19 protein-coding genes and 1 pseudogene are annotated in these 23741 nt (G+C 69.9%); 9 read left to right on the top strand and 11 right to left on the bottom strand.

All coding sequences use genetic code 11. The annotated features are described in order from the left end of the window. The first annotated feature begins 187 nt into the window (after positions 1-187). Positions 188-1717, top strand: a complete 1530-nt coding sequence (locus ACIQFZ_RS24245) for a UDP-N-acetylglucosamine 1-carboxyvinyltransferase (protein WP_365422208.1) — start codon at positions 188-190, stop codon at positions 1715-1717. A gap of 16 nt (positions 1718-1733) precedes the next feature. Here the strand turns inward: ACIQFZ_RS24245 and ACIQFZ_RS24240 are convergent. The 4 genes and pseudogenes from ACIQFZ_RS24240 to ACIQFZ_RS24225 all read right to left on the bottom strand — a co-directional run. Beyond that, positions 1734-1922: pseudogene (locus ACIQFZ_RS24240) on the bottom strand (flavoprotein); the annotation flags it as partial. A 190-nt stretch (positions 1923-2112) separates the two neighbouring features. Then, positions 2113-2871, bottom strand: a complete 759-nt coding sequence (locus ACIQFZ_RS24235; RefSeq protein ID WP_402692113.1) for an N-acetyltransferase — start codon at positions 2869-2871, stop codon at positions 2113-2115. Between the two features lie 659 nt (positions 2872-3530). After that, positions 3531-3995 (bottom strand): GNAT family N-acetyltransferase, encoded by a 465-nt coding sequence (locus ACIQFZ_RS24230; RefSeq protein WP_402692112.1) that lies wholly within the window; start codon positions 3993-3995, stop codon positions 3531-3533. Between the two features lie 306 nt (positions 3996-4301). After that, positions 4302-4736, bottom strand: a complete 435-nt coding sequence (locus ACIQFZ_RS24225; RefSeq protein ID WP_383057713.1) for a hypothetical protein — start codon at positions 4734-4736, stop codon at positions 4302-4304. Positions 4737-5487: 751 nt separating this feature from the next. Here ACIQFZ_RS24225 and ACIQFZ_RS24220 point away from each other — a divergent pair. Further along, a complete protein-coding gene (locus ACIQFZ_RS24220; protein ID WP_402692111.1) occupies positions 5488-6363 on the top strand; it encodes a hypothetical protein in 876 nt (291 codons plus the stop codon). Between the two features lie 566 nt (positions 6364-6929). Here ACIQFZ_RS24220 and ACIQFZ_RS24215 read toward each other — a convergent pair. Further along, a complete protein-coding gene (locus ACIQFZ_RS24215) occupies positions 6930-8372 on the bottom strand; it encodes a DUF4153 domain-containing protein (protein WP_402692110.1) in 1443 nt (480 codons plus the stop codon). 1964 nt (positions 8373-10336) lie between these two features. On the opposite strand from ACIQFZ_RS24215, the gene ACIQFZ_RS24210 reads away from it, so the two are divergent. Next, positions 10337-10594, top strand: a complete 258-nt coding sequence (locus ACIQFZ_RS24210; protein WP_365431014.1) for a CopG family transcriptional regulator — start codon at positions 10337-10339, stop codon at positions 10592-10594. Continuing rightward, positions 10591-11004 (top strand): PIN domain-containing protein, encoded by a 414-nt coding sequence (locus tag ACIQFZ_RS24205; RefSeq protein WP_365431012.1) that lies wholly within the window; start codon positions 10591-10593, stop codon positions 11002-11004. Before ACIQFZ_RS24210 ends, ACIQFZ_RS24205 begins: the two co-directional genes overlap by 4 nt. Before the next feature lie 36 nt (positions 11005-11040). Here ACIQFZ_RS24205 and sigJ read toward each other — a convergent pair whose 3' ends face one another. Next, a complete protein-coding gene (sigJ, locus tag ACIQFZ_RS24200; RefSeq protein ID WP_383057710.1) occupies positions 11041-11976 on the bottom strand; it encodes an RNA polymerase sigma factor SigJ in 936 nt (311 codons plus the stop codon). 155 nt (positions 11977-12131) lie between these two features. Here sigJ and wrbA point away from each other — a divergent pair, with 155 nt between their 5' ends. After that, positions 12132-12752, top strand: coding sequence for an NAD(P)H:quinone oxidoreductase (wrbA, locus tag ACIQFZ_RS24195; RefSeq protein ID WP_383057709.1), 621 nt, complete (start codon positions 12132-12134; stop codon positions 12750-12752). Positions 12753-13032: 280 nt separating this feature from the next. Here wrbA and ACIQFZ_RS24190 read toward each other — a convergent pair whose 3' ends face one another. Beyond that, entirely contained in the window at positions 13033-14661 is a 1629-nt protein-coding gene (locus ACIQFZ_RS24190) for a flavin monoamine oxidase family protein (protein WP_402692109.1), read from the bottom strand. 187 nt (positions 14662-14848) lie between these two features. Then, a complete protein-coding gene (locus ACIQFZ_RS24185; RefSeq protein WP_376651063.1) occupies positions 14849-16303 on the bottom strand; it encodes an APC family permease in 1455 nt (484 codons plus the stop codon). 335 nt (positions 16304-16638) lie between these two features. Here ACIQFZ_RS24185 and ACIQFZ_RS24180 point away from each other — a divergent pair, with 335 nt between their 5' ends. Together ACIQFZ_RS24180 and ACIQFZ_RS24175 are read left to right on the top strand one after the other, a co-directional pair. Then, positions 16639-18075 carry an aldehyde dehydrogenase family protein gene (locus ACIQFZ_RS24180; RefSeq protein ID WP_365431000.1) on the top strand — a complete coding sequence of 479 codons (1437 nt, stop codon included), beginning with the start codon at positions 16639-16641 and terminating at the stop codon, positions 18073-18075. Positions 18076-18204: 129 nt separating this feature from the next. Then, positions 18205-18738 carry an Lrp/AsnC family transcriptional regulator gene (locus ACIQFZ_RS24175; RefSeq protein ID WP_365774187.1) on the top strand — a complete coding sequence of 178 codons (534 nt, stop codon included), beginning with the start codon at positions 18205-18207 and terminating at the stop codon, positions 18736-18738. Between the two features lie 66 nt (positions 18739-18804). Here ACIQFZ_RS24175 and ACIQFZ_RS24170 read toward each other — a convergent pair whose 3' ends face one another. From ACIQFZ_RS24170 to ACIQFZ_RS24160, 3 genes are all read right to left on the bottom strand, one after another. After that, positions 18805-19230 carry a DUF6299 family protein gene (locus ACIQFZ_RS24170; RefSeq protein WP_365417687.1) on the bottom strand — a complete coding sequence of 142 codons (426 nt, stop codon included), beginning with the start codon at positions 19228-19230 and terminating at the stop codon, positions 18805-18807. A 122-nt stretch (positions 19231-19352) separates the two neighbouring features. Beyond that, on the bottom strand, positions 19353-19757 hold the full coding sequence (locus ACIQFZ_RS24165; protein WP_141357373.1) for a RidA family protein: 405 nt from the start codon (positions 19755-19757) through the stop codon (positions 19353-19355). 158 nt (positions 19758-19915) lie between these two features. Further along, a complete protein-coding gene (locus ACIQFZ_RS24160) occupies positions 19916-21055 on the bottom strand; it encodes an acyl-CoA dehydrogenase family protein (RefSeq protein ID WP_402692108.1) in 1140 nt (379 codons plus the stop codon). Between the two features lie 60 nt (positions 21056-21115). Between ACIQFZ_RS24160 and ACIQFZ_RS24155 the strand changes: the two genes are divergently transcribed. Both ACIQFZ_RS24155 and ACIQFZ_RS24150 read left to right on the top strand, forming a co-directional pair. After that, a complete protein-coding gene (locus ACIQFZ_RS24155) occupies positions 21116-22810 on the top strand; it encodes an AMP-binding protein (protein WP_365417698.1) in 1695 nt (564 codons plus the stop codon). Between the two features lie 109 nt (positions 22811-22919). Continuing rightward, positions 22920-23741 (top strand): PaaX family transcriptional regulator C-terminal domain-containing protein, encoded by an 822-nt coding sequence (locus tag ACIQFZ_RS24150; protein WP_365417678.1) that lies wholly within the window; start codon positions 22920-22922, stop codon positions 23739-23741.

Genomic DNA, 23741 nt, shown 5'->3' with positions numbered 1-23741 from the left:
CACACCGCGGCAACCACCGCACACCGCCGCGGAACATCGATGGATGTAACCGGAACAACCGGAATGCCCGGAACGTCTAGATCTTTCGGGTGGCATCGAACCCTTTGGCCCAGGGCTCACTGACGGCTCATCACCCGAATGGACCCCCCAAGAGGCGCCATCTCATATCTGAGATAACCTCAACCCCATGGCAGACGACTACCTCGTACGCATCGGCAAGCTCATCCGTGACGCTCGGCAGCACCGGGGCTGGACGCAGGCACAGCTGGCCGAGGCGCTCGGCACCAGCCAGAGCGCCGTCAATCGCGTCGAGCGCGGCAACCAGAACATCAGCCTTGAGATGATCGCCCGCATCGGCGAAGCCCTGGACAGCGAGATCGTCTCGCTGGGCTACGCGGGCCCCATGCACCTGCGAGTAGTGGGCGGCCGCCGGCTCTCCGGCGCGATCGACGTGAAGACGAGCAAGAACGCGTGCGTGGCGCTGCTGTGTGCCTCGCTGCTCAACAAGGGGCGCACGGTGCTGCGCCGGGTGGCCAGGATCGAGGAGGTGTACCGCCTGCTGGAGGTGCTGAACTCCATCGGCGTACGCACCCGCTGGATCAACGATGGCACCGACCTGGAAATCGTGCCGCCGGCCGTCCTCGACCTGGACGCCATCGACGCCGAGGCCGCCCGCCGTACGCGGTCCATCATCATGTTCCTCGGGCCGCTGCTGCACTGGATGGACCACTTCAAGCTGCCCTACGCGGGTGGTTGCGACCTCGGCACGCGGACCATCGAGCCGCACATGATCGCGCTGCGCCGGTTCGGTCTTGACATCACCGCGACCGAGGGCCAGTACCACGCCATGGTGGACCACGGTGTCCGCCCGGACCGCCCGATCGTGCTGACCGAGCGCGGCGACACCGTGACCGAGAACGCGCTGCTGGCCGCGGCCCGCCACAACGGCGTGACCGTCATCCGCAACGCCTCCTCCAACTACATGGTCCAGGACCTGTGCTTCTTCCTGGAGGCGCTCGGCGTCAGGGTCGAGGGCATCGGCACCACCACGCTCACCGTGCACGGCGTGCCCAACATCGACGTCGACGTCGACTACTCCCCCTCCGAGGACCCGGTGGAGGCAATGAGCCTGGTGGCCGCCGCCGTCGTCACCGAGTCGGAGCTGACGGTGCGCCGGGTGCCGATCGAGTTCCTGGAGATCGAACTGGCGGTCCTGGAGGAGATGGGCCTCGACCACGACCGCACGCCCGAGTACTTCGCCGACAACGGCCGCACCCGGCTGGTGGACCTCACCGTCCGGCCCTCCAAGCTGGAGGCTCCCATCGACAAGATCCACCCGATGCCGTTCCCCGGCCTGAACATCGACAACGTCCCGTTCTTCGCGGCGATCGCGGCCTCCGCGCAGGGTAAGACGCTGATCCACGACTGGGTCTACGACAACCGCGCGATCTACCTGACCGACCTCAACCGCCTCGGCGGCCGCCTGCAACTCCTCGACCCCCACCGGGTCCTGGTCGAGGGCCCCACCCGCTGGCGCGCCGCCGAGATGATGTGCCCGCCGGCCCTGCGCCCCGCCGTGGTCGTCCTCCTGGCCATGATGGCCGCGGAGGGCACGTCGGTGCTGCGCAACGTGTACGTCATCAACCGGGGCTACGAGGACTTGGCCGAGCGGCTGAACTCGATCGGGGCGCAGATCGAGACCTTCCGGGACATCTGAGCGACGGTCGTCACGGTCACGTGCGGATGTGGCGCCGGCCCGCCGGCTCAGGTTCCAGCAGATCCAGGGCCTCCGTCCATCGGAAGCGGTCGGCGCCTCCCCCGGCCATCGGCCGGTGCGGTTCGTACGAGCCGAGCAGGACGCCCATCCCGGCCGGCCGTTTCAGGCTCTGCCGGTAGGCCGGGTGGGCGGCCTGGGCGGCGTTCTCCGGTCGTCCGGCCGCTCCCGGTGACCGACTGACCTTCCCATCTCCCCGACTCGGTCGGCGTGACCGCCTCATGCCAAGCCCCGCCAGGGACCGCGCCCGCTCCACGGTGTGTGGGTCGATGGCGGACGGGATGGGAGTTGGGGGAAGCAGTGGGCTGAGGAGTATCTGACCTCGGGTGCAGTGATCGTCAGGCGGCGTGAGGATTCACGCCGTGCCGGATCCACACATTGGGTTCAACGTAGACCGCATGGTCATGTGTGGTGTCACAGTGCACCGGGACGAGGGCGCCGGGCACGTCGACGTCACCGTCGCTGTCGAAGGGCAGACCGGTCCACTGTTGCCACTGGGCCAGGGAGCCGCTGACCGTCATCGATGCCGAAGCGACCTTTTCGATGCTGCCACCAGCCTTGACATGCACTCGCAGCCATGGGTCGGTGGGCAACCCGTCGTCGCGCTGTCGGTGGATGTAGTCGGCCATGGGGACGCGCGGTTCGAGGTGCTTGGCTGTGGGACGGACCGGAGCCAACAGCACGTCGTGGTCCTGTCGGCCGACGGCGTCCCGCAGCGCGGCCAGCATTCGGTAGGACAGGCCGCGGCCGAGGTATTCGGTGTCTACCGTGATCTCCAGCGCACTGGCTGTTGTCAGTGAATGCCCGCGGCGCTGGTCGTGGAACGCCCACACGAGAACCTGGTCCCAGCCCTTGTCCGGCATCTCCTCACGACCGCCAAGCTCGGCGTTGAAAGGCACACTCAGCCCGCGCGCAACAATTCGGTCGCCGTCCGTCGCCACTACACAATACTGGGGGAATTCCTCGACCACCCGGCCCAGCAAGGCACCCGCGACCGGATCGTTCGGTATGAAGGCCGGCCAGGTCTCGGCGATCTCGTAGACCCGGGAGGCCAACGACGCACGCTCGGCGAGTGAGGTGATCACGATGCTGTCCATGTCTGTCACGGCGGGGACCCTGACACGGGAACGCCACTCGGGGCCAGCGGTTTTGTCTCTCAGCCATAAGCTTCCCAAGCTGAGGTCTCACCGCTGTCCTGGCCCGTCAGTCCAGCCGGACGAACACCGCGTCATTCGCCCTGGCGGCAGCCTCGAAGAACTGCGTGAGTCCGTGGTACCAGCAAGGGGGTGCACCTCAGCGCTGGTCGGATATACCGCCGGTCAAGGGCATGCGCCCGGGCGTGCTTCGCGAGCGGCGGTAGCACGGACCCTGCGACGTGCGCCTTGGGATGAGACAGCCCAAGCGATAGTCCGTCCACGAGCGTGCCGCCACCGCTCGCCATCAGCGCGGATCTGCGGTCAAGGTGCGGCTGTGAGCCCCGCCACCTCGCTGGCCGCAATCCGAGTGTCAGTGAGGATGAGTGTCCGACTGCGTGACAACGCCGACGTACAGCGGCGGACAACTGCGCACGAGAGCGGACCATCGCAGCAGGTGAGCGGCACACCAGGTCGAGGTCGAGCGCCCAGCCGAGTTGCTTCGGGACGAAGTCGTCCGGGCTTCAAGTCCCGGACCGATGCACCAGATCAGAAGGCCCGCAAGTGCACATGCGGGCCTTCTGCGTGCTGCCTTCCGGACGTGGTGGCACGGATCGCCTGGTTCAGCGAGGCGCGTACGCCACACGCTCGAAGGGCCACTCGCGGGCCAGCCAGTCGCTGACGACGCGGTAGAGCTCGGCGTCGAGGGAAGCCTGGTCCGCCCGGACCCAGGAGCGGACGTCAGTAACACCAGGGTCCTGGCGTGAGCCGTATATGTAGACACAGCCGATGACGTCATCCCCAGGGACCGACAGGACAGTGTAGGTGAAGCCGACGCGCCGGTCGAAGTCCTCCGCATGCCGGCGCAGGTCGCCGAGGTTGGCCTCCAGGGACATGCCCCCCGGAGGCGGCCAGGAGCGGCCGGCGAAGTCGGGGTTGGCTCGAATGTGGGCGATGCTGGAGGTCCAGGCGGCGTGATCGGCAGCATTGTGCTGAGGGCCGAGGGGCTCCAGGCGGAAGCGGTCGGTGGTAGGCGGGAGCGGTACGGCGAAATCGGGAGCCACGAGCGACTGGTCAGGTGAGGTCACCGCGGGAGGCTACCCCCGGGCCCCTACCGATCTCTCGCGAATATTGGGAGACAGCACCGATAGCCGTCGTGACGAACCCTGACACCAACAACTCCGGACAGGCGTGTACCCACGCACGCCGATCCGGTCGTCACGAAAACGGGCGACGGCACCAGAACATGCCCGCGATCGAACTCCTGACCGTGGTCAATCTGCTCTGCTGTACAGCAGCGAAGCACAGCAACTACCGGAGCCGCAGCCGGTCGTCACCAACCGCAGGCACACGGGCCCGGTGGCCATCGTGGCCGCCGGGCCGAAGCTGGGCCGCTAGTCGCCGGTTACCGCATGCTTCGGCAGATCGGCGGCACGCGGCGCAGTCCGCGCCTGCGTCGTGTCCTTGCAGTCCTCCGAAACTTTCACCACGTAGAAGACCACCGGGTAATCGGTGATCTGCTGGTACGGGCGCGGCTGGGAGCTGCAGATCTTCCACGCGGCCGGATCGTCCACCGGACGGCCCTGTCCGCTCGCGTCCTTGAAGGCCATGTCGAGTTCGGAGCTCATCTGCTCGTACGCCCTCCCGGCGTTACCGCCGGCCATATCGGGCATGACGGCGTCAACGGGTGCCGGACGATGCGTCCTGGCGGGCCCCGGGCTGATCGTGGTGCTCGCCGAGACGTCGGGCACGGACGACGCGCCGCAGGCGGTGGCTGAGACCAGGAGCGTAGCGACGAGGGCGGATCTCAAAAGCTTGGTGACGGTCATGTCCCCCCAATGTGATGGCGGTTCGAAACGATATCCAATTCGATAGCCGCATCCAGTCACAGCTCGGGACGAGCGATCGCGGCCGGTCCTACTTGCTGCCGCCCTGCACCCGCCGCCGCCCACCCCCAGCCGGATGGATTACGGGTCGCTTGGCCGATCAGATGGGGGCAGTGGCCCCCAACGCCACTGAGAAAGGCCGAGTTTGTCAAGGCCGTGTGCGGCGACTGACATCAGCGGCCGACACCAACAGCGGCTTGGCAGCGGCGGACACGATGCCAAGCGGCCCTGCTCGCGAGGCCACCTCGCGAGCCATTCCCGTGCCAGAACAGGCGGGCACTCGCAGGGAACGGCGGTACTTCCAGGTACCCGGCGACTGACGCTGCCCATGCCGGCAAAGCCACAGGTCACCTCGGACAACCGCCCAACCTCGCGGTTGTTCGCGGTGTTCCGTTGCGCCGCCCAGGCAACTTGCCAGTGCCACCTCGCTTTGAGCTGCTCTGCGTTCCGTGGAGTTCTTGTTGTGCCAGCACCAGGGAAGTACCCGACGAGTTGCGGGAGCGTGCGATCCGCCGTCGGCTGAGTTCCGCCTGCCGAATACGAACACGACTGGCATCGAACCCAGGAGGCCACCCAACTGTCCGCCCGCACCGACATTACAAACTCCGTTAAACCTGGGGCAGTTCAGCTCATCCGGGTGATATCCGCAGTGTCTCGACGCGTGGCTGCGGCGGGCCGTTAGATAGTGCCGCACGTGAACCTTCAAAAAATCGCCGTAACGCTCCTCGGCGCCAGTAGTTGCCTGGTGCTGTCCTGCACGACAGCCGCCCACGCCGATGGCACCATTGCCAAGATCGGTAGCCACGGAATCAGTCAGCCCGACAGCTGCGGCGACCATGGCAACCGCAGCGGCGGCAAGCACCGCGGCAACCACGACGACAGCAAGCGCGACAACGGCACGCACCACGGCGGCAAGCACCGCCGCGGCCACCACAACGGCGGCGGCAACTGCGGCCACCAGGGCGACGGCGACCACCACAACGGCGGCCATCACGACGGCAAGCACGACGAGGGCAAGCACCGCGGCGACCACCACGACGACGGCAAGCCCCACGGCGACCACCACAACGACGGCAAGCACCGCCGCGGCCACCACGACGACAGCAAGCGCCACGGCGACCACCACGACGACGGCAAGCACCGCCGCGGCCACCACAACGACGGCTGGCACAACGGCAAGGACGACGACGGCAAGCACCGCGGCAACCACCACAACGGCGGCTGGCACAACGGCAGCCACCACAACAGCGACCACCACGACGACGGCAAGCACCGCGGCAACCACCACAACGACGGCTGGCACAACGGCAGCCACCACAACAGCGACCACCACGACGACGGCAAGCACCGCGGCAACCACCACAACGACGGCTGGCACAACGGCAAGGACGACGACAGCAAGCACCGCGGCAACCACCACGACGACAGCAAGCACCGCCGCGGCCACCACAACGGCGGCTGGCACAACGGCAAGGACGACGACAGCAAGCCCCGCGGCGACCACCACGACGACGGCAACAGCCAGGGCGGCAACGGCAACGACAACAGCCAGGGCGGCCCCAGGCGGTAGAAGACGCCCGCCTCATGCCACCGGCCCAGCCGGTGCCAGCGAGTGTGCCCGGAGTCGAACCCCATCTCCAATGGCGGCAGTTGCCAGCTGATGTCGAGTAGGGCACGTACGAGATGCCCTGCATGCACAGCCGGTCAGCACCGGCTTCGAGCCAGGCGCAGCGCAAAGGCCCCGGACCGATCACGGTTCGGGGCCTTTGGCGCCCACAGGTCTGCCCGGTGCCGGTACTGCTCCACTGACATCCAACGCTGACTTCAACGACCACGGACAGCCCCAGCAGTGGGCGGCCGCGAATGACTCACGTGCGCTCGGGTGACCCTGCGCCAGGCCGGGGTAGATCGAACTCCTGAAGCGGGTGTCGCAGGATCGGATCCTGCCGGGGCACAGACAGGAGGGCCAGCTCAGGAGGGGTTTCCTCCCAAGCTGGCCCTTCGTCATGTTCTGAGCCGTGCCACACCTGTGCCACTAGGGTCGCGCGGAGTCCCCATCCCCTGGGCGGGGGCGTCTCCTCCACCGTCGCGGTCTCGGCCCGCCGGCTGCCCGCCCCGGCGGAACGCGGCGTCAGGTCAGCGGTGGTACTCGAGGCTCTCCCCGCTGCTGTTGCAGGCTCCCGGGTCGGTCGTCGCCGGCGGTCGTTCCTCGAGGATCCGTCGGGCGCGAACCTCTCCCCAACTGATCTCGTACCAGGACGCCGTTGCCGGACCGAGCCCCTCCGCCAGGGGACCGAGGACGCAGGACCGCATGGGCTCTCTCAGCCTGTCCAGGGCCGGGACCGCGTCCGCCGAGAGACCACGCACGTAGTCCAGGTCGAACTTGTGGGTCTTCTCGTACCGCCGCACGTTGTTCTCGGCGATCAGCCCGTCGGGAGAGGCCAGGCCGAAGGCGAGGGCCCCGGCAGCGGCCGACGCGGCGACGGCGCGAGGCAGCCAGCGTGCGCCCCAGACTCCGGCGGCCATGATCAGCAGGATGACCAGGCCGAGCCACAGCTCCACGGTCACGACGGAGATCCGCAGCCGCGTCAGCCCGTACGCCTCGACGTACATGTCCATGCGCCGTACCGCCGAAGCGACCACGACCAGGGTGAGTGCGCAGAGGGTGCCGAGAACTCCCCGCACCAGGTTCCGGTCACCGGACCCGCCGCGCGGTGCCCAGCGCAGCGCGAAGACGATGACCAGGAGGGTGAGAAGCGTTGCGAGCAGAAGTTGCCAGAAGCCCTGCCGCGCGTACTCGGAGTAGGTCTGGCCGGTCTTGTCCAGGACGGCCTTGTATCCGCCGAAGAGGACGGCGAGTTGGATGGCGTTGAAGACGGCGAACAGCACGCACAGCACGAGCAGTGGAAGCGCCCACTCACCCCGGCCGCGCGCACGGCCCGGGCTTGTCTCGAAGGTGTCCCACCGCAGAGGGGCGGCGGCGGTGTGTGCCGCCGCGAGGGCACCGAAAAGCCCGAGGGCGAACAGCACCAGGCGCCAGGGGCCGTCGCCGACGGACGTGTCCGGTACCAGCCTGCTCAGCAGGTCGGCGAAGGCCGCGTCGGCCCCGGCGAACAGTGCGCCGAAGACGAGGAGGAGCACAGCCGTCACGGCAAGGGCGCGCAGCGCGGAGCCCACGCTGCCGGAGGCGTTGCCGGCACGGGTGCGCACTCCTCGCCAGCCCCAGAGTGCGCCCTTGGGCAGCGAATCGACCAGTCCGAAGGGGCTGAGGACGACGCCGGACCAAGTCCGCGAGCCGTGGAGGGCGAGCGATGCGAGACCGATGGCGGTGGCCACGGCGAAGAGGGAAGGCCACTGGGCGGCGCGGACCGCCGGAACCAGCAGGAGAGCAAGTCCTCCGATGCCCCAGGCGAGTGTCCACGGACGGGCTTGTACCCGGCCTGCCTGGCGCGCGGCTAAGTATGCGGTGAACGCGGCCGGCAGGGCGACGAGGAACAGATTGACGCCCACACCGTCGTTGAGCAGCACCATGCTGAGCACGCCGGTGGCGAGCGCCGCCCAGAGGACGGCGGTGTTCACGGTGGAGGGCGGTTCGCGGCGCAGGTCGGGGAACGAGGGTTTGTAGGGGTAGGCGCCCGTGTACAGAGGGCTGGGAGGAGTGGGCGGAAGGTGCGGCGGGCGTCCGGCGCTGACGGCTTCGCCGGGGCGCGTGTCCGTCGTCGCGCGCGACCTGCCCTCCGGTGGTGTTCCCGCCCGCTGTGCTCGTCCCGTGTCCGCGGCCTCTCCCCCAGGTGTTCGCCCCGACTGCCGGGACCGCTCAGGCGGTTCGGCGGGCACAGGTGGTTTCTCTGTCACGGGGACCCCCTCCCAACCGGCCCCGGAACGCACGTACTTGGGTACGTTGAGCGGGTACCGGTGTCGCTTGCGAAGCCGGCCGCCATGATCGACAGGGCGGCGTGCCCGCAAGGGTAGCGGGACCGACGGGGACGTCCGCGCTCGCGCAGCTCCCGAAGGCATGGCGGATCCGGCGGTCCGCCGTGCACCTTCGGGGCCGTCTCATGGCGGGCGCCGAGGGTGGGTCATGCCCCACCGAGCAGACCCGGCCCGCCTCTGCATCCAGTGCGGGCGCCGTCCCTCAGTTGATGGACGGCGCCCGCTGACTTTAACAAGGTCATTGACTACGCCGACCTCAGTTACTGTCTGGAGGCCCGAGAGTCGGGCGCAGTGACGGGGAGGCCGCCGCCGTGTCGATACGCGACAACTTCGCCAAGCTCTTCAAGAACACGGCCAAAGCTCCTGACGGCGACCCGTTCGCGGTAGAGCGCACGTGCCAATGCTCGCCGGAGTGGCCCGACTTGGAGACGACGGCGAACGGGCACATGCTCCCGGCTCAGCCCTCCAGCCACTACAGCGTTCTCACAAACCCCGAGGTCGGTCCGTTCGTCGCGCGCTGCACCGGTTGTCACGCTCGCTATCCCCACCCTTGGGTGATCCCGCAGGGCGCGCCGATGCCTTTCGACTGGGCTCGTGAGGCTCCGCCGACCGCGTGAGCGCCGACAGGCTGAGTATGGGGAGAACCGCACTCGCAGCCGGGGAGGCCGGAAGAAGGCCACACGTCCTTCCTGCGTGCCCGATCGGACGGCCATAGGCGGAGAACAGCGGGGACCGTCGGCAAGTCGCCCGGAAACTCTCAGGTCAGCGTCTTGCCAGGTCAGCAGCGCATGTTCGAGATCCTCGCAATCAGCAGAGCCGAAGTCAGAACAGTGCCTCCGGCGGGGGATCGGCCGGCACCAGGATGGAGGGGGCGCCGTTCCCGTCTGCCGTCGACCCAGGCAGAGCCGAGCAGACGCGGCCCCTGGCGTATAGGCCGACGGCGGAGGGGATGGGAGCTTGGGAGAGTAGCGGGTGATGCACAGAGTCGAGTCGAGCGCGGCTAGGAACCTGCCGGCCTCAGCCTCACCTGCTCAGCAGTATCGGTCTTCTGCTCGGACGAAACCGGCGCTGTACCCATCGCTGTAGCCGCGGGCGAAGTCCCTGTTGGCGTGGCTGTAACCCTGATACCCCCTGTGCATCCGGCAGTCAACGCGAGCATCCCGGTAACCATCCCGGAATCCGTCGCGGAAGCCCCGTCGGTACTCGCGCTGGCTGTCGACCGAGCTGGCGCGGGTCTGGCTCGGCGTTGCCGCTGCTGCCGCCACCGGCTGCAGGCCAAGTGGGGCAAGGGCGAGGATGAGGGCCGAACCAGCAACGGCAGATCGCTTGCAGAGCCTTGCGTTCATGACCGTACCCCTTTGCAACATAGGTCACATCGGTCACTTCTACCCTATTAGCCCATATGGGTCTCGCAACTTGCTGACATCAGCGCCAGAAGCACATCCGCTCCACGGCGCAGTGGGCCGACGACCCCGTAGCGGACGCCGCGGTACGTGGCGGTATGTCATGAGCTGTCGACGCTCGTCGTTGCCGGGACGGGAAGTGGTCGGGCAGTGTCAGAGGCACTCCCGCACAGGTCAGTGCGGAATACCAGGAGTAGGATAAGTGGCATGAGTGAGCCTACCGGCAAGTACTCGATCACCATGCCGCGCGACATCGCCGAGGCCGCCAAGGCCCGTAGCGGTCCCTCCGGTCTGTCTGCCTACGTGGCTGCCGCCGTGGCCCGGCAGGTCGAGCGTGACAACCTCAACGAACTCATCCAGGTCGCCGAGGCCGAGCACGGTCCTGTCTCCGACGAGGAGATCCAGGCGTTGCGCGAACAACTCGAACAGGCCCGTCGCGAGCAGGGCGGGACGAACGCAGCGTGACTCGCTCCCCCGCCGTTCCCGGCGGCACCCTGGTTCTCGACAGCGAGGGGCTGGCCAAGGCCGTGCTGCGGGAGCGTACGGTCACCGGCTGGCTCGCCCTGGCCCGAGCCGACGATCTCCGGGTGATCACCTCTGCGGCCACCCTGGTGGAGGTGGTCCACTCCCGGATCAGACGCCCGGCGCTGGAGTGGACGCTGTCCCGACTCGTCGTCGAACCGGTCACCGAGCCCATCGCCCGCCACGCCGCCGCCCTCCTCGCCGACGCAGGCCTGCACGGCCACAGGTACGCCATCGACGCCATGCTCGGCGCCACCGCCCTCGCCGCGCCCGGCCCGGTCACGATCCTCACCTCGGACCCCGAGGACCTGACCGCGCTGTGCGGCGGACGGGCCACCGTGATCAAGATCTGACACCGCGAGGGCCCGGACGGGATGTCCAGGCCGGTGTCAGCGCTCCGTCCAAGGGCGGAGTTTGTCGGGGTTGAGTACGGCCCAGATCCGCTGGATCCGGTCGTTCGCGATGTCGAATGCCAGGACCGACACGGTGACGCCGTCCAGTTGGGCCACCAGGCCGGGCCGGCCGTTGACCGTGCGTTCCAGGACCGTCGCGTCGGGAGCCGCGCCGGGTCGGTCGGCGAAGAAGTGGGCGATCTGTTCGGCGCCTTCCAGCGGGCGGAGTTCGGCTCGGACGAGGCCGCCGCCGTCGCCAGTCGCGGTGGCGTCGGGGGCCAGCAGGCCGATGAGGGCCTCGATGTCTTTGGCCTCCCATGCCTGCTTGAAGGCTCTGACGAGGTCGGTGCGCTGAGCTGCCGGGATCGTGACGGGACGCGACGCGCGAAGGCGGCGGCGGGCCGACGAGGCCAGTTGGCGGCAGGCCGCCGGGGTACGGCCGACGATCTCGGCCACTTCGGCGAAGGGGTAGCGGAAGACGTCGTGCAGGATGAACGCGACGCGCTCGGCCGGGGTCATCGATTCCAGTACGACGAGGAAGGCCATGTCGACCGACTCGTCCAGAGTGACCCGGTCGGCCGGGTCAGGCGAGTTGGCCTCCCACCGTCCGCTGATCCACTCCGTGCCGTCGGGCAGCGGCTCCGGGAGCCATTCGCCCACATAGCGCTCCCGCCTGGCCCGTGCCGAGCCGAGCAGGTCGAGGCAGACGCGACTCGCGACCGTCGTCAGCCAGCCGCCGGGGGATTCGATGGCTTCGCGCCGCTGAGGGGGCATGGCGTACCAGCGGGCGTACGTCTCCTGCACGACGTCCTCCGCCTCGGCCAGCGAGCCGAGGAGCCGGTACGCGAGATTGATCAGCTGGTTCCGCTCGCTCGTGATCGCGTCCAGGCCCGGATCGGGCCGGCTGGGTCCGGGCCCGGCTGGGTTGGTCATGGTGTCGTCCACTCCCTCGGTCGCTCTGCCCCTACCCGGTTCGACGAGACACCCCGTCGGAGTGTGAGGCCGGCCCGTCGCCTCACATCGCGCGGGGTCGTGTCGTCGTAACCGGTGAAGCGAACACCGCGCCGGCGGATGAGGAAAGGAATCCCATGTCGGACCCCGTGAACGTCGTGAATGTCGCGATCATCTACTACAGCGCCACAAGTACCGTGCACACCCTGGCGCGAGCCGCCGCCGAGGGCGCCGAAAAGGGCGGCGCACACGTGCGACTGCGCAAGGTCGCCGAAACGGCGTCACCGGAACAGATCAGTGCCAGGCCGGAGTGGGCCCAGCACCTCCAGGACACCGCCGACGTCGCCGAGGCCTGCCACGACGACCTGGAGTGGGCCGACGCGGTGCTGTTCGGTACCCCCACCCGCTTCGGCAACCCGGCCAGTCAGCTCAGGGCGTTCATCGACAGCACCGGTCCCCTGTGGTTCCAGGGCAGGCTCGCGGACAAGGTGTACTCGGCCTTCACCGCCTCCAACACCGCCCACGGCGGCCAGGAATCCACCCTCCTGGCGCTGGGCAACACGTTCTACCACTGGGGCGGCATCATCGTGCCTCCCGGCTACACCGATCCCATCCAGTTCCAGTCGGGCAATCCGTACGGCACCTCCCACGTGGCCGGCGACGGCCCGCCCGGTGAAGTGGCCCTGCAGACGGCCCGCCACCAGGCCCGCCGCGTCGTCGAGACCGCGGCCGCGCTCAAGGCCGGCCGGGCCGCCTGATCCGTGCGGACGCCGGACCTGCTGGTGAGGTCCGCTTCCAGGGCCGCGCAGAGTTCCGGGTCGTCGCCGGTGACTCCGTCGAAGCCCCACGAGGTCATGACGACGCTGTGGCCGGTCCAGTCGATGGCGTTCGGCTCGGCGAGCCAAGTGATTCCGTCAGACGTGCCGATCACCCCACCAGCTCCGGATCCGGATCGCTGTGGTGGAGGCCGCAGCTCCGGTCGGACCACGGTGTGGCCCCGGAGACTCCTTCCGGGCCACACCGTGGTCCATGCCGGTGTCAGGGGGCGATCTCCTTCGACACGCGCTCGCCGGAGGCGATCGCGCCGTCGAGGAAGCCGTAGTTGTCCAGGGACGTGTGCTCGCCGGCGAAGTGCACGTTGCCCTCGGATCCGGGCTGGGCTCCCCACAGGGTCGTGTGCTGGCCGACGCGGGGGCAGCTGTAGGCACCCTTGGACCAGGGGTTGAGGTACCAGACGTCGCGGTACGCCTTGCCGTTGTACGCGGCCGTGACACCGGGGAAGATCGGTTCCATCTGGGACAGGAAGGTGCTGACCTGCGCCGCCGGGGCAGTGTCGAAGGTGGCTCCCGTCCAGCCGGTGGTCACGGCGGAACCGGCCGGGAACTGGCACAGGATGCCCTGGGGCAGCGCCTGGCCCACGGTGTCGTCCCAGACCGTCTGGAGGGTGTCGGGGTTGGTGTAGGCGACGCCGCCGTACTTCTGCGCCACCCACGGCCGGCTGGTGAACTGCACGTGGAGCTTGGCGTTGGCGCCCAGGTCCAGTTGCTGGATCGCCTTCGTCTTCAGCGCGGAGAACCCGGACTTGGTGAGGTCGCAGTCGCGCAGTGTCGTGAAGGGCAGCGCCAGGACCACCTTGTCCGCGACCACGTCGGTGACGGCAAGGCCGTCGATGAAGGTACAGGTGACCGTCCCGTCGGCGTTGGAGCGGAGCGCGGTGAGCTTCTTGCCGTACTGCACCGTGCCGGCAGGCAGTTGGCTGATCATCCCCGAGACGAGTTGGTCGTTGCCGCCGACGATCGAGTACTTCTCGTCGTCGCCGGCGAGCGGGGCGAGGGAGCCCGGTGTGTTCCAGCCCAGCAGGTAGATCAGGTTGAGCGCGGGCTGCATGCTGGGGTCGAGGCCGTACTCGGAGAGCACATTGGACTGCATGAGTTTGGCGAACCGGCTGCTGAGGCCGCCCGGGACGTTGGCGGCCAGCCACTCGTCGACCGTCATCAGGTCCAGTTGCCGGCCGCGGGCGGTGTAGTTGTCGTAGGTCTGCGGGTAGGGCGCGGCGGCCAGTTCGGCGGCGAACTTCGGCTGCACCGCCTTCCAGTCGGTGTTGGCCTCCCTGGTGCTGTAGAGCGCCCCGTCGATCCAGTACTTGTCCCCGTTCGGTGGCGTGTTGCCGCCGTTGACGTTGCGCAGGGTGAGGCCGAGCGAGGCCGCCAGGTTACGGGCGGCGGTGTGGTCGGTGTTGATGAAGGCGCCGCCGTGCTCGACGACGTGGCCCGCGTCGAAGAAGCCGCGCAGGCTCCAGCACCGGCCGCCGGCACGGGTGTTGCCCTCGTAGACCGTGGCGGCGATGCCCTTCCTGCGGTACAGGTCGTGGGCGGCCCGCAGGCCGGCCAGGCCGGCTCCGACAACGACCACTCTGGGTGCGGTGGCGGCGTTGGCCGCGGGGGCCTGGAGCAGCGAGCGGACGCCGAGCCCGCCGGCCGCGGCGACCGCCAGGCCGCCCGCGGCGCCGCGCAGGAACTGCCTGCGGCTCGCGCCCTCGGCAGCGGCTGCGGTCCGCCTGCCCTGGATCTCTTCCACCGGCACGCCGGTGCGTGCCGCTTCCTGGTGTGCCGAGAACATCGCGCGCATGTGCGCGCTGAGACGGGTACGACCCTGGAAACCTGCCATGCCGAAGTCCTTGCCTGTGATGGGGAGTGGTGCCCGGCGGCTGGGGCGCACGAACCGCCGGTCTGGGGACGCGTGGGGGGTTGGGACGTGCGTGACGCCGTGCGTGCGGCACGGCTGGGAACGGGATGCGGCGGGAAGTCAGGGGAGCGAGCCACTCGGCGGCCGGACGGTCACGGCAGCGAGAGATTCAGCGGCGGGGCGTTTCCTTCGCCTCGTCGTGGGACGGGACGCCGTCGACGTGGGCGGCGGATGCGTCGGGGGGTTCCGGGGCGTCGCGGTCCTGGACGCGGCGGCGGTACTCCCACAGCACGACCGCCGCGGCCAGTACGCCCAGAGCGATGGCCAGTTCCCTGAAGCCGCCGTAGCCGGTGATGGAGAAGCCGGTGGCGCCGACGACCAGGATGACGGCCAGCAGTACGGTGAGGAACCAGGCCAGCGGCACGAAGACGTCGGGGAGCCGGATCGGGCGTGCCAGGTCGGGGCGGTCCCGGCGCAGCAGCGCGAAACCGGAGATCGCCAGGATGTGGGTCAGGATGTAGCCCAGGTTGCCGGTGACGATGATCGCCAGCGGCGTCTTGAGCACCACCAGCACGACCACGTTGATCACCAGGGCGACGGTGAGCGCGCGAGCGGGCACGCCGCGCCGGTTGAGCACCCCTACCTGGCGGATGGTCACACCCTGTCGGCCCATGTCGTAGAGCACCCGCGAGCCGTCGGCCAGCCCGGTGATCATGATGAGCAGCAGTGAGGCGATGAGGAACACGATCATCAGGTCGGCGGCGCCGCCGACCAGGTCGTGGAAGGCTCCGACGTAGAAGGCGGTGGGTTCCTCGCCGATCTTCTTCTCACCGACGTAGCCGGAGAGCGCCAGCGGCAGCACGATGAAGACGCCGAGGCAGAACAGAACTCCCGCGCGAAGCGCCCGGGATGTGTCCCGCACGGTCTCCTTGTACTCAGGGGCGAAGGTCGCGCACACCTCCACGCCGAAGGAGGTCCAGGCCATGATGTACAACCACACCAGGGCCTCGCGGAGCCCGCTCGTGCCGTGCAGGTTCCAGTGCAGGCCGGCCGTGCTCCAGTCACCGGAGAGGAACGGCCCCACGATGAAGACCGCGAGCGGGATCAGCAGGATCCCGCCGGTCACGTAGACCACCCACATCGCCGCGTGCAGGCCGTACATCGCGGCCGCGTACAGGAGTCCCATGACGACGAGTCCCACCACGATCGGCAGGCTCAGCTCCGCCACGCCCAGGTCGAGCGTCCAGGTCTGATCGGGGAACCACTGCGCCTGCACCAGGGAGCCGATGATCCCCGCGTACACCGACAGGGCGGTCGTCCAGGGAAGCCAGTAGCCGATGCCGGCCAGGGCTCCGACGACGGGGGCGCGGCTGCGCCAGCCCTCGGTGGCGTAGTGCGCGATACCGCCCGAGGAGTCGGGAAACATCGCGGCCATCTCGGTGTAGATCCAGTTGGTGGCGGTGGCCAGCACCATGGACACCGTCCACAGGGCGATCGCGCCCCATGCGCCGAGCCCTCCGATGGAGGCCCCCAGGGACGCGATGAGCGCGGCCGGCATGGTCAGCGACATGGCGAAGCCGTCGTACCAGCGCATCTTCTTGGCAAGGGCGGGTTGCTCGGACATGGGTGTCTCCTTCGGATGGAGAGCGGTGACAGAGCCGGGGAGGAGCGGAGCAGGGAGAGCCGGGAGCAGAGAGCCGGAAGCCAGGAGCAGAGAGCCGGGAGCAGAGAGCCGAGGGGAGAGCGGGGAGGCGTACCCGGGGCAGGGTCCTGGCCTATGAGCCCCGCACCGTAGGGCCACCGATTTCGCAGTGTCAATGGCTTGAGCCTGCTGATTCAGCAATCAACTGGCCTTTTAATTGCGGGTTCCGGCCTATTGACAGCCTTTCACTGCCCACCCGATGGTGTGGGCACCACTCCCCCTCTGCGCTCCCCCCGTTACGACCAGAAGGGTTCTTCATGTCTGCCGTGCACCCGTTCTTCGTCAACGGCGACTACGCCGACAGCACTGGTACCGAGACCTACGACGTCGTCAGCCCGGTCACCGGCGCGCGCATCGGTACCGTCCCGCTCCCCTCCGCCACGGACCTGGACGCCGCGGTGAAGGCCGCGAACGAGGCGCAGCAGGCCTGGGCGAGGGTCAACGTCTGGAAGCGGGCGGAGATCTGTCACCGTGTCGGCGACGCGCTGTCCGCCCGGGTGGATGAACTGGCCCGTCTGCAGACGCTGGAGCAGGGCAAGCCGCTCGCCGAGTCGGTCGCCGACGTCGAGGAGGCGGCGCAGTTGTTCCATCTGCACGCCGAGGACGCGGTGCGGCTGCACGGTGAGACGATGCCGTCCACGGACAGCACCAAGCGGATGTGGACCTTCTACCGGCCGGTCGGCACCTGGGGCATCATCACGCCCTGGAACTTCCCGCTGCTGATGCTCGCCGAGTTCGTCGCTCCCGGCCTGGCCACCGGCAACGCGCATGTCGTCAAACCGCCGGCGAACACCCCGCTGACCGTGCTGAAGGCCATGGAGGCGATGGTCGAGGCGGGAGTCCCGGCGGGCCTGGTGAACGTCCTGCCCGGCGAGGGCGCGGCCGGGGACATGCTCGTGCGCCATCCCGGTGTCGACGCCATCGGTTTCATCGGCTCCTCGGCGACCGGTGCGAAGGTCGCTGCCGCCGCCGGGCTCAAGCGCTCCCTCATGGAGTGTTCGGGCAACGGCCCGCTGGTGGTGCTCGCCGACGCCGATCTGGACGCGGCGGCCCGCGCCGCGGTGTACGGCGCGTACCTGTGCTCCGGACAGGTGTGCTGTGCCACGGAGCGGGTGGTCGTGCACGCCGACGCGCACGACGGCTTCGTCGAGGCCGTGCTCCGCGCCGCCGAGGACGTCGTGCTCGGCGACCCGTTCGACGCGGCGACGAACCTCGGCCCGCTCAACAACGAGGGGGTCGCGGCCAAGATGGACCGGCACATGGCCGACGCCCGGGAGCGTGGTGCGCGGATCCTGCTCGGCGGGCAGCGCCGCTCCGGCCAACCCACCGATCTCTACTACGAGTTCACCGTGGTGGACGGGGTACCCGAGGACAGCCTGCTGTCCCGTGAGGAGTCCTTCGGCCCGGTCGTACCGATCATCACCGGCGGCAGCGACGACGAACTGCTCAGGATCGCCAACGACGACGAACTCGGCCTCCAGGGTGCGGTGTTCACGCAGAGCATGTCCTCGGCGTACCGGTTCGTCGAGGAGTTGGCCGTCGGTCAGGTCGTCGTCAACGACAGCACCTGCTTCTGGGACGTCAACATGCCGTTCGGCGGTGCGGGCAACCGAGGTACCGGCTGGGGCCGGATCGGCGGCAAGCACACGCTGCTCGACATGTCCGACCTCCGTACGGGCGTCATGAGCCTCTGATCCGGGCTGGTGACCGGCCCGCTCCGCGGCTCCACACCCTGGACCGGCCGGACACGGTGGCCGTCCCCGCGCCGAGGGGGCTGCCACCGGTCCGGTCCACATCTTGGTCGCGACCTCAGGAGCAGCCGTATGTCCTCCCCGAGCCCGCTCGACGACATCGACCGGCGCATCATCGCCATCCTGCAGACGGACGGACGTCGCGCCTACAGCCTGATCGCCTCGGACGTGGGCATCCCGGCCTCCTCCGTGCGCTACCGAGTGCAGCGACTCAAGGACGCCGGGATCCTGCAAGTCGTCGGCATCGCCAACCCGCTGACCATCGGGTTCGACCGGCTCGCGATGATCGGCATCCGGGTACGGCCCGGTACCGCCCCCTCGGTCTGCCGGGCGCTGCGGGAACTTCCCGAGACCGCGTACGTCATCATGACGGCGGGCGGATTCGACATCATGGCCGAGGTGATCTGCCGGGACACCGCGCACTTCACCGACCTGATGACGCGACGCCTCCATCTGATCGACGGGATCGTCGCCACGGAATCCTTCTTCGTGCTGGAGGTGCACAAGCTGGCGTACGGGTGGGGCGTCGGCGAGGTGGAGACCTCCGTCCTCGACGCGCCGGGTCCTCCCGACGACGCCGGTATCGACCAGCGGGCCGACCGCTGACCTCCGGCCGTCGCCGCACGCAGGGCTGCCCGGCATCCCAGGGGTGCCGGGCAGCCGTGCGGGGGCTCAGTCCGCGATGAGTGTCACGTCCTGCCGGCGCGTGGCGTGGATGTGCGGAAGCGGCAGTCCGCTGTGCGGGCGCAGTTCCACGAGGGCGGCCTCGACGCGGGCCGGGCCGGGCATGAGCCGGTTCGGCGTCACGGTGCCGGAGTCCTGCCAGCGGTGGTAGGCGCCGTCGCACACGGCGCGGGTGCCGCCGACGCCGTAGCGGGTGGCCGACGGTTCCTGGCTGATGGCGGCTCCGACGAAGGCCAGGCCGTTGGCGTCGAGACAGCGGTAGGTGCCGGAGACGGTGACGGTGCCGTCCACCGACAGGCGGGCCGTCCGGTCGATGGTCACGTTGTCGCCCGGAGCGGCGGTGGCGGGCGCGCTCAGCACGAGCACGGCGGCCGCCGCCGCGCCCAGGGCGCCGAGTACGGGACGCAGGGGCATGGAAGAACCTCCCGGGTGGCTGGAACAGGAGCATCCACTCGTACCCGGCGCCCTCGGCGGTGAACGTGACCCTCACCCTTCGGCGGCGCGTGCCCGTCGACCACTTGGCCGACACCACCTGATCAGCCGTCGCCCAGCACCGCGAAGCCGTCGAGCTCGACCAGGGCACGCTCGTCCCACAGCCGCACGATCCCGACCACCGCCATCGCGGGATAGTCACGGCCGGCCAACCGGCGCCACACGCGGCCGAGTTCGGCGGCGTGGACGCGGTAGGCGGCAACATCCGTGGTGTACACGGTGACCCGGGCCAGGTCCGACGCGGTGCCGCCGGCCGCCGCCAGCGCGGTCAGCAGGTTGGTCAGCGCCCGCTCGAACTGCTCGGGCAGGGTCTCGCCGACCACCTTTCCGTCGGCGTCGAGTGCCGTTTGACCCGCCAGGAACACCAGTCGTGAGCCGGTGGCGACCACCGCGTGCGAGAAGCCGGTGGGCGGGGACAGTGCGGGCGGGTTGACACGGTCGGCGGTCACACTGCCTCCACGGGCGTACGCGGCTCCATGACGGTCACAAGACCTCCTCGGGCATAAGCGGCTCGACGACGGTCACAAGGCCTCCCCCGGCGGACACGGCTCGACGACAGTCACAAGGCCTCCTCCCCACGGGCGCGGCTCGACGGTCGCAAGGCCGGTCACAGGGCCTCCCCAGACTCGCGCAACCCCGCATACAGGTCCTTCGCGATGATCCCCCGCTGCACCTCGCTCGCCCCCTCGTAGACCCGCGGGGCCCGCACCTCGCGGTAGAGGTGTTCGAGCAGGTGGCCGCGGCGCAGGGCGCGGGCGCCGTGGAGTTGGACGGCGGTGTCGACGACGTACTGCGCGGTCTCGGTGGCGAGCAGCTTCGCCATGGCGGCGCGTCCGGGGACGCCGGGGGCTCCCTCGTCGTACGCCGTCGCCGCCGCGTACACCATCAGGCGGGCCGCCTCCGTGCGCAGGGCCATCTCGGCCACCTGGTGGGCGACCGTCTGGAGGTCCCTCAGCTTGCCGCCGAAGGCGTCCCGGCGGGCGGTGTGGGTGAGGGTGGCGTCCAGCGCCGCCTGCGCCATGCCCACGGCGAAGGCGCCGACGCTGGGGCGGAACAGGTTGAGGGTGCCCATGGCCACCCGGAAGCCGCGGTCGGTCTCGCCGATCACGTCCTCGGCCGTGACGGGGACACCGTCGAAGTCGAGCGCGCCGATGGGGTGCGGCGAGAGCATCTCCAGCGCGGTGCCGGTGAGGCCGGGGCGGTCGGCGGGCACCAGGAACGCGGTCACGCCACGGGAGCCGGCGTCCGGTGTCGTCCGCGCGAAGACGGTGTAGAAGTCGGCCTCGGGGGCGTTGGAGATCCAGCACTTCTCGCCGGTGAGCCGCCAGTGGGAGGGGCCGTCCGGGCGGGCCGCCAACGCCAGTGCCGCCGCGTCCGAGCCCGCGCCCGACTCGCTCAGGGCGAAGGCCGCGACCGCGCTTCCGTCCGTCACCCGCGGCAGCCAGTGGGTGCGCTGGGCGGGGGTGCCGTGGGCGTGGACGGGGTGGGCGCCGAGGCCCTGGAGGGCGAGTGCGGTCTCGGCCTCGGTGCAGGCGTGGGCCAGGGACTCCCGCATGAGGCACAGGTCGAGGGCGCCGGAGGTGAACAGGCGCTCCAGCAGGCTGAGTCGGCCCAGTTCGGCGAGGAGCGCGCGGTTGACGTGGCCCGGCTCGCCCTTCTCCGCGAGCGGGCGCAGCCGGTCGGCGGCCAGGGCGCGCAATTCGGCGCACCAGGCCGCCTGTTCCGGTTCGAGCGAGAATGCGGGCATTCGCCGGTCCCCTCTCTGCCGGCCGACCGGGGCACGATCCACCGTATCGCGTCCTGTTGACTGTCGTCACCAACACGATACGCTCCTTGTGCGAGCCCACCACGACAAGGGGGCGAACCGGCCATGGACACCTTGGACTCCGGCAGGGGCGGCACCGCGCGGCCGACGGCCTCGGCACACGTGGACACCTTTGCGCGCGACCACCTGCCGCCCCCGGACCAGTGGCCCGAGCTCCGCTTCGACCTGCCGGAGCTGCGCTACCCGGACCGGCTCAACTGCGCCGCCGAGCTGCTGGACCCCACCGACGCCGGGCGCCCGGTGTTCCGTACCGCCGCCGGGGAGGTGTGGACCTACGGCGACCTGCGCGCCCGCGTCGACCGCATCGCGCACGTGCTGACCGGCGACCTCGGGGTGGTCCCCGGCAACCGGGTGCTGCTGCGCGGCCCCACCACCCCCTGGCTGGCGGCCTGTTGGCTGGCCGTGCTCAAGGCGGGCGGGGTCGCTGTCACCGTGCTGGCCCAGCAGCGCCCGCACGAGCTGAGCACGATCTGCGAGATCGCCCGGGTCCGGCACGCGCTGTGCGACGTCCGGGCCGTGGACGACCTGGCCAAGGCGGAGGTACCGGGGCTCGCCGTCACGACGTACGGCGGTGACGCCCCCGACGACCTGCTGCGCCGTCCGGCGCCCGGTACGCCGTACCCGGCCGTGGACACCGCCGCCGACGACGTCGCGCTCATCGCATTCACCTCGGGCACCACCGGGCGGCCCAAGGGCTGCGTCCACTTCCACCGGGACGTGCTGGCCATCGCGGACACCTTCTCCCGCCATGTGCTCGGACCGCAGGCGGACGACGTGTTCGCGGGCAGTCCCCCGCTCGGTTTCACCTTCGGGCTCGGCGGGCTCGTGGTCTTCCCGATGCGCGCCGGCGCCTGCGCGCTCCTGCTCGAACAGGCCCATCCGCGGCAGTTGCTGCCCGCGATCGCCGAGCACCGGGTGTCCGTGCTGTTCACCGCCCCCACCGCGTACCGCGCGATGCTCGACGCGCTCGACTCCCACGACGTCTCCTCGCTGCGGCGCTGCGTGTCCGCCGGGGAGAACCTGCCCGCGGCCACCTGGCACGCCTGGCACGAGCGGACCGGACTGCGTATCGTCAACGGCATCGGCGCCACCGAGCTGCTGCACATCTTCATCTCGGCGGCGGACGAGGACATCCGGCCCGGCACGACCGGAGTGCCCGTACCGGGGTGGCACGCGCGCGTGCAGGACGAGCACGGCCAGCCGGTGCCGGACGGAGTGCCGGGGCTGCTCGCCGTCCAGGGGCCGGTCGGCTGCCGCTACCTCGCCGACCCGCGGCAACGCGTGTACGTGCGGGACGGCTGGAACGTCACCGGGGACACCTACGTCCGCGAGCCCGACGGCTACTTCCGTTACGTCGCCCGCGCCGACGACATGATCATCTCGGCCGGATACAACATCGCCGGTCCGGAGGTCGAGGACGCCCTGCTGCGCCACCCGGACGTGGTGGAGGCGGCGGTCGTCGGGCGGCCCGACGAGGACCGCGGACAGGTCGTGGTCGCCTACGCCGTCCTCAAGCCGGACGCGCCGCGGGACGCGGAGGCGCTGCGCGCGTACCTCAAGTCGGAGCTGGCCCCGTACAAGTGCCCGCGCGAGATCGTCTTCCTGGACGCGCTGCCGCGCACCGCCACCGGCAAGCTCCAGCGGTTCCGGCTGCGCGCCGACGGCGTACAACGGTGACGCCGCACGACGGTGACAGCGCGCACGTGACGGTGCTCGGCGGTGACCGCAGGCGGCGGCTTCGGTGACCTGCCGTGACGATGACCAGCAGTGATGCCGAAGACTTAAAATGATCAACGTGTCCGAGCAGCAGGCGCTACACGCCCCGAGGTCCCTCATCGTCACGCTCTACGGCGCCTACGGCCGCTTCGCGCCAGGCCCGGTGCCCGTCGCCGAGCTGATCCGGCTGCTGGCCGCCGTGGGGGTGGACGCGCCGTCCGTGCGCTCCTCGGTGTCGCGGCTCAAGCGGCGCGGGCTGCTGCTGCCCGCCCGCACCGCACAGGGCGCGGCGGGCTACCAGCTGTCCGCGGAGGCACGGCAGTTGCTCGACGACGGCGACCGCCGGATCTATGCCACGGCGCAACCCGGGGACGAGGAGTGGGTGCTCGCCGTGTTCTCCGTGCCGGAGTCGGAGCGCAACAAGCGGCATGTGCTGCGCTCCCGGCTGGCCGGGCTCGGCTTCGGCACGGCGGCGCCCGGCGTGTGGATCGCCCCGGCCCGCCTGTACGAGGAGACCCGGCACACGCTGCGGCGGCTGGACCTCGACCCGTACGTGGACTTCTTCCGCGGCGAGCACCTGGGCTTCACGCCGACCGCGGAGGCGGTCGGGCGGTGGTGGGACCTGGCGGCGATCGCCGCGCAGCACGAGGCGTTCCTCGACCGGCACGCGCGCGTACTGCGCGCCTGGGAGAAGCGCACGGACACCCCGCCGGAGGAGGCCTACCGCGACTACCTTCTCGCCCTGGACTCCTGGCGCCATCTGCCCTACGCCGACCCGGGCCTGCCCGCGCGGCTGCTGCCCGCCGACTGGCCCGGCGCCCGCTCGGCCGCCGTCTTCCAGGGGCTGCACGAGCGGCTGCGGGACACGGGCGCCGAGTTCGCCGGGCTCTGA

This window comes from Streptomyces sp. NPDC093064 (assembly GCF_044754605.1).
In the GTDB taxonomy this organism is placed as follows: domain Bacteria; phylum Actinomycetota; class Actinomycetes; order Streptomycetales; family Streptomycetaceae; genus Streptomyces.
This window is presented reverse-complemented; position numbering and strand designations above follow the sequence as displayed.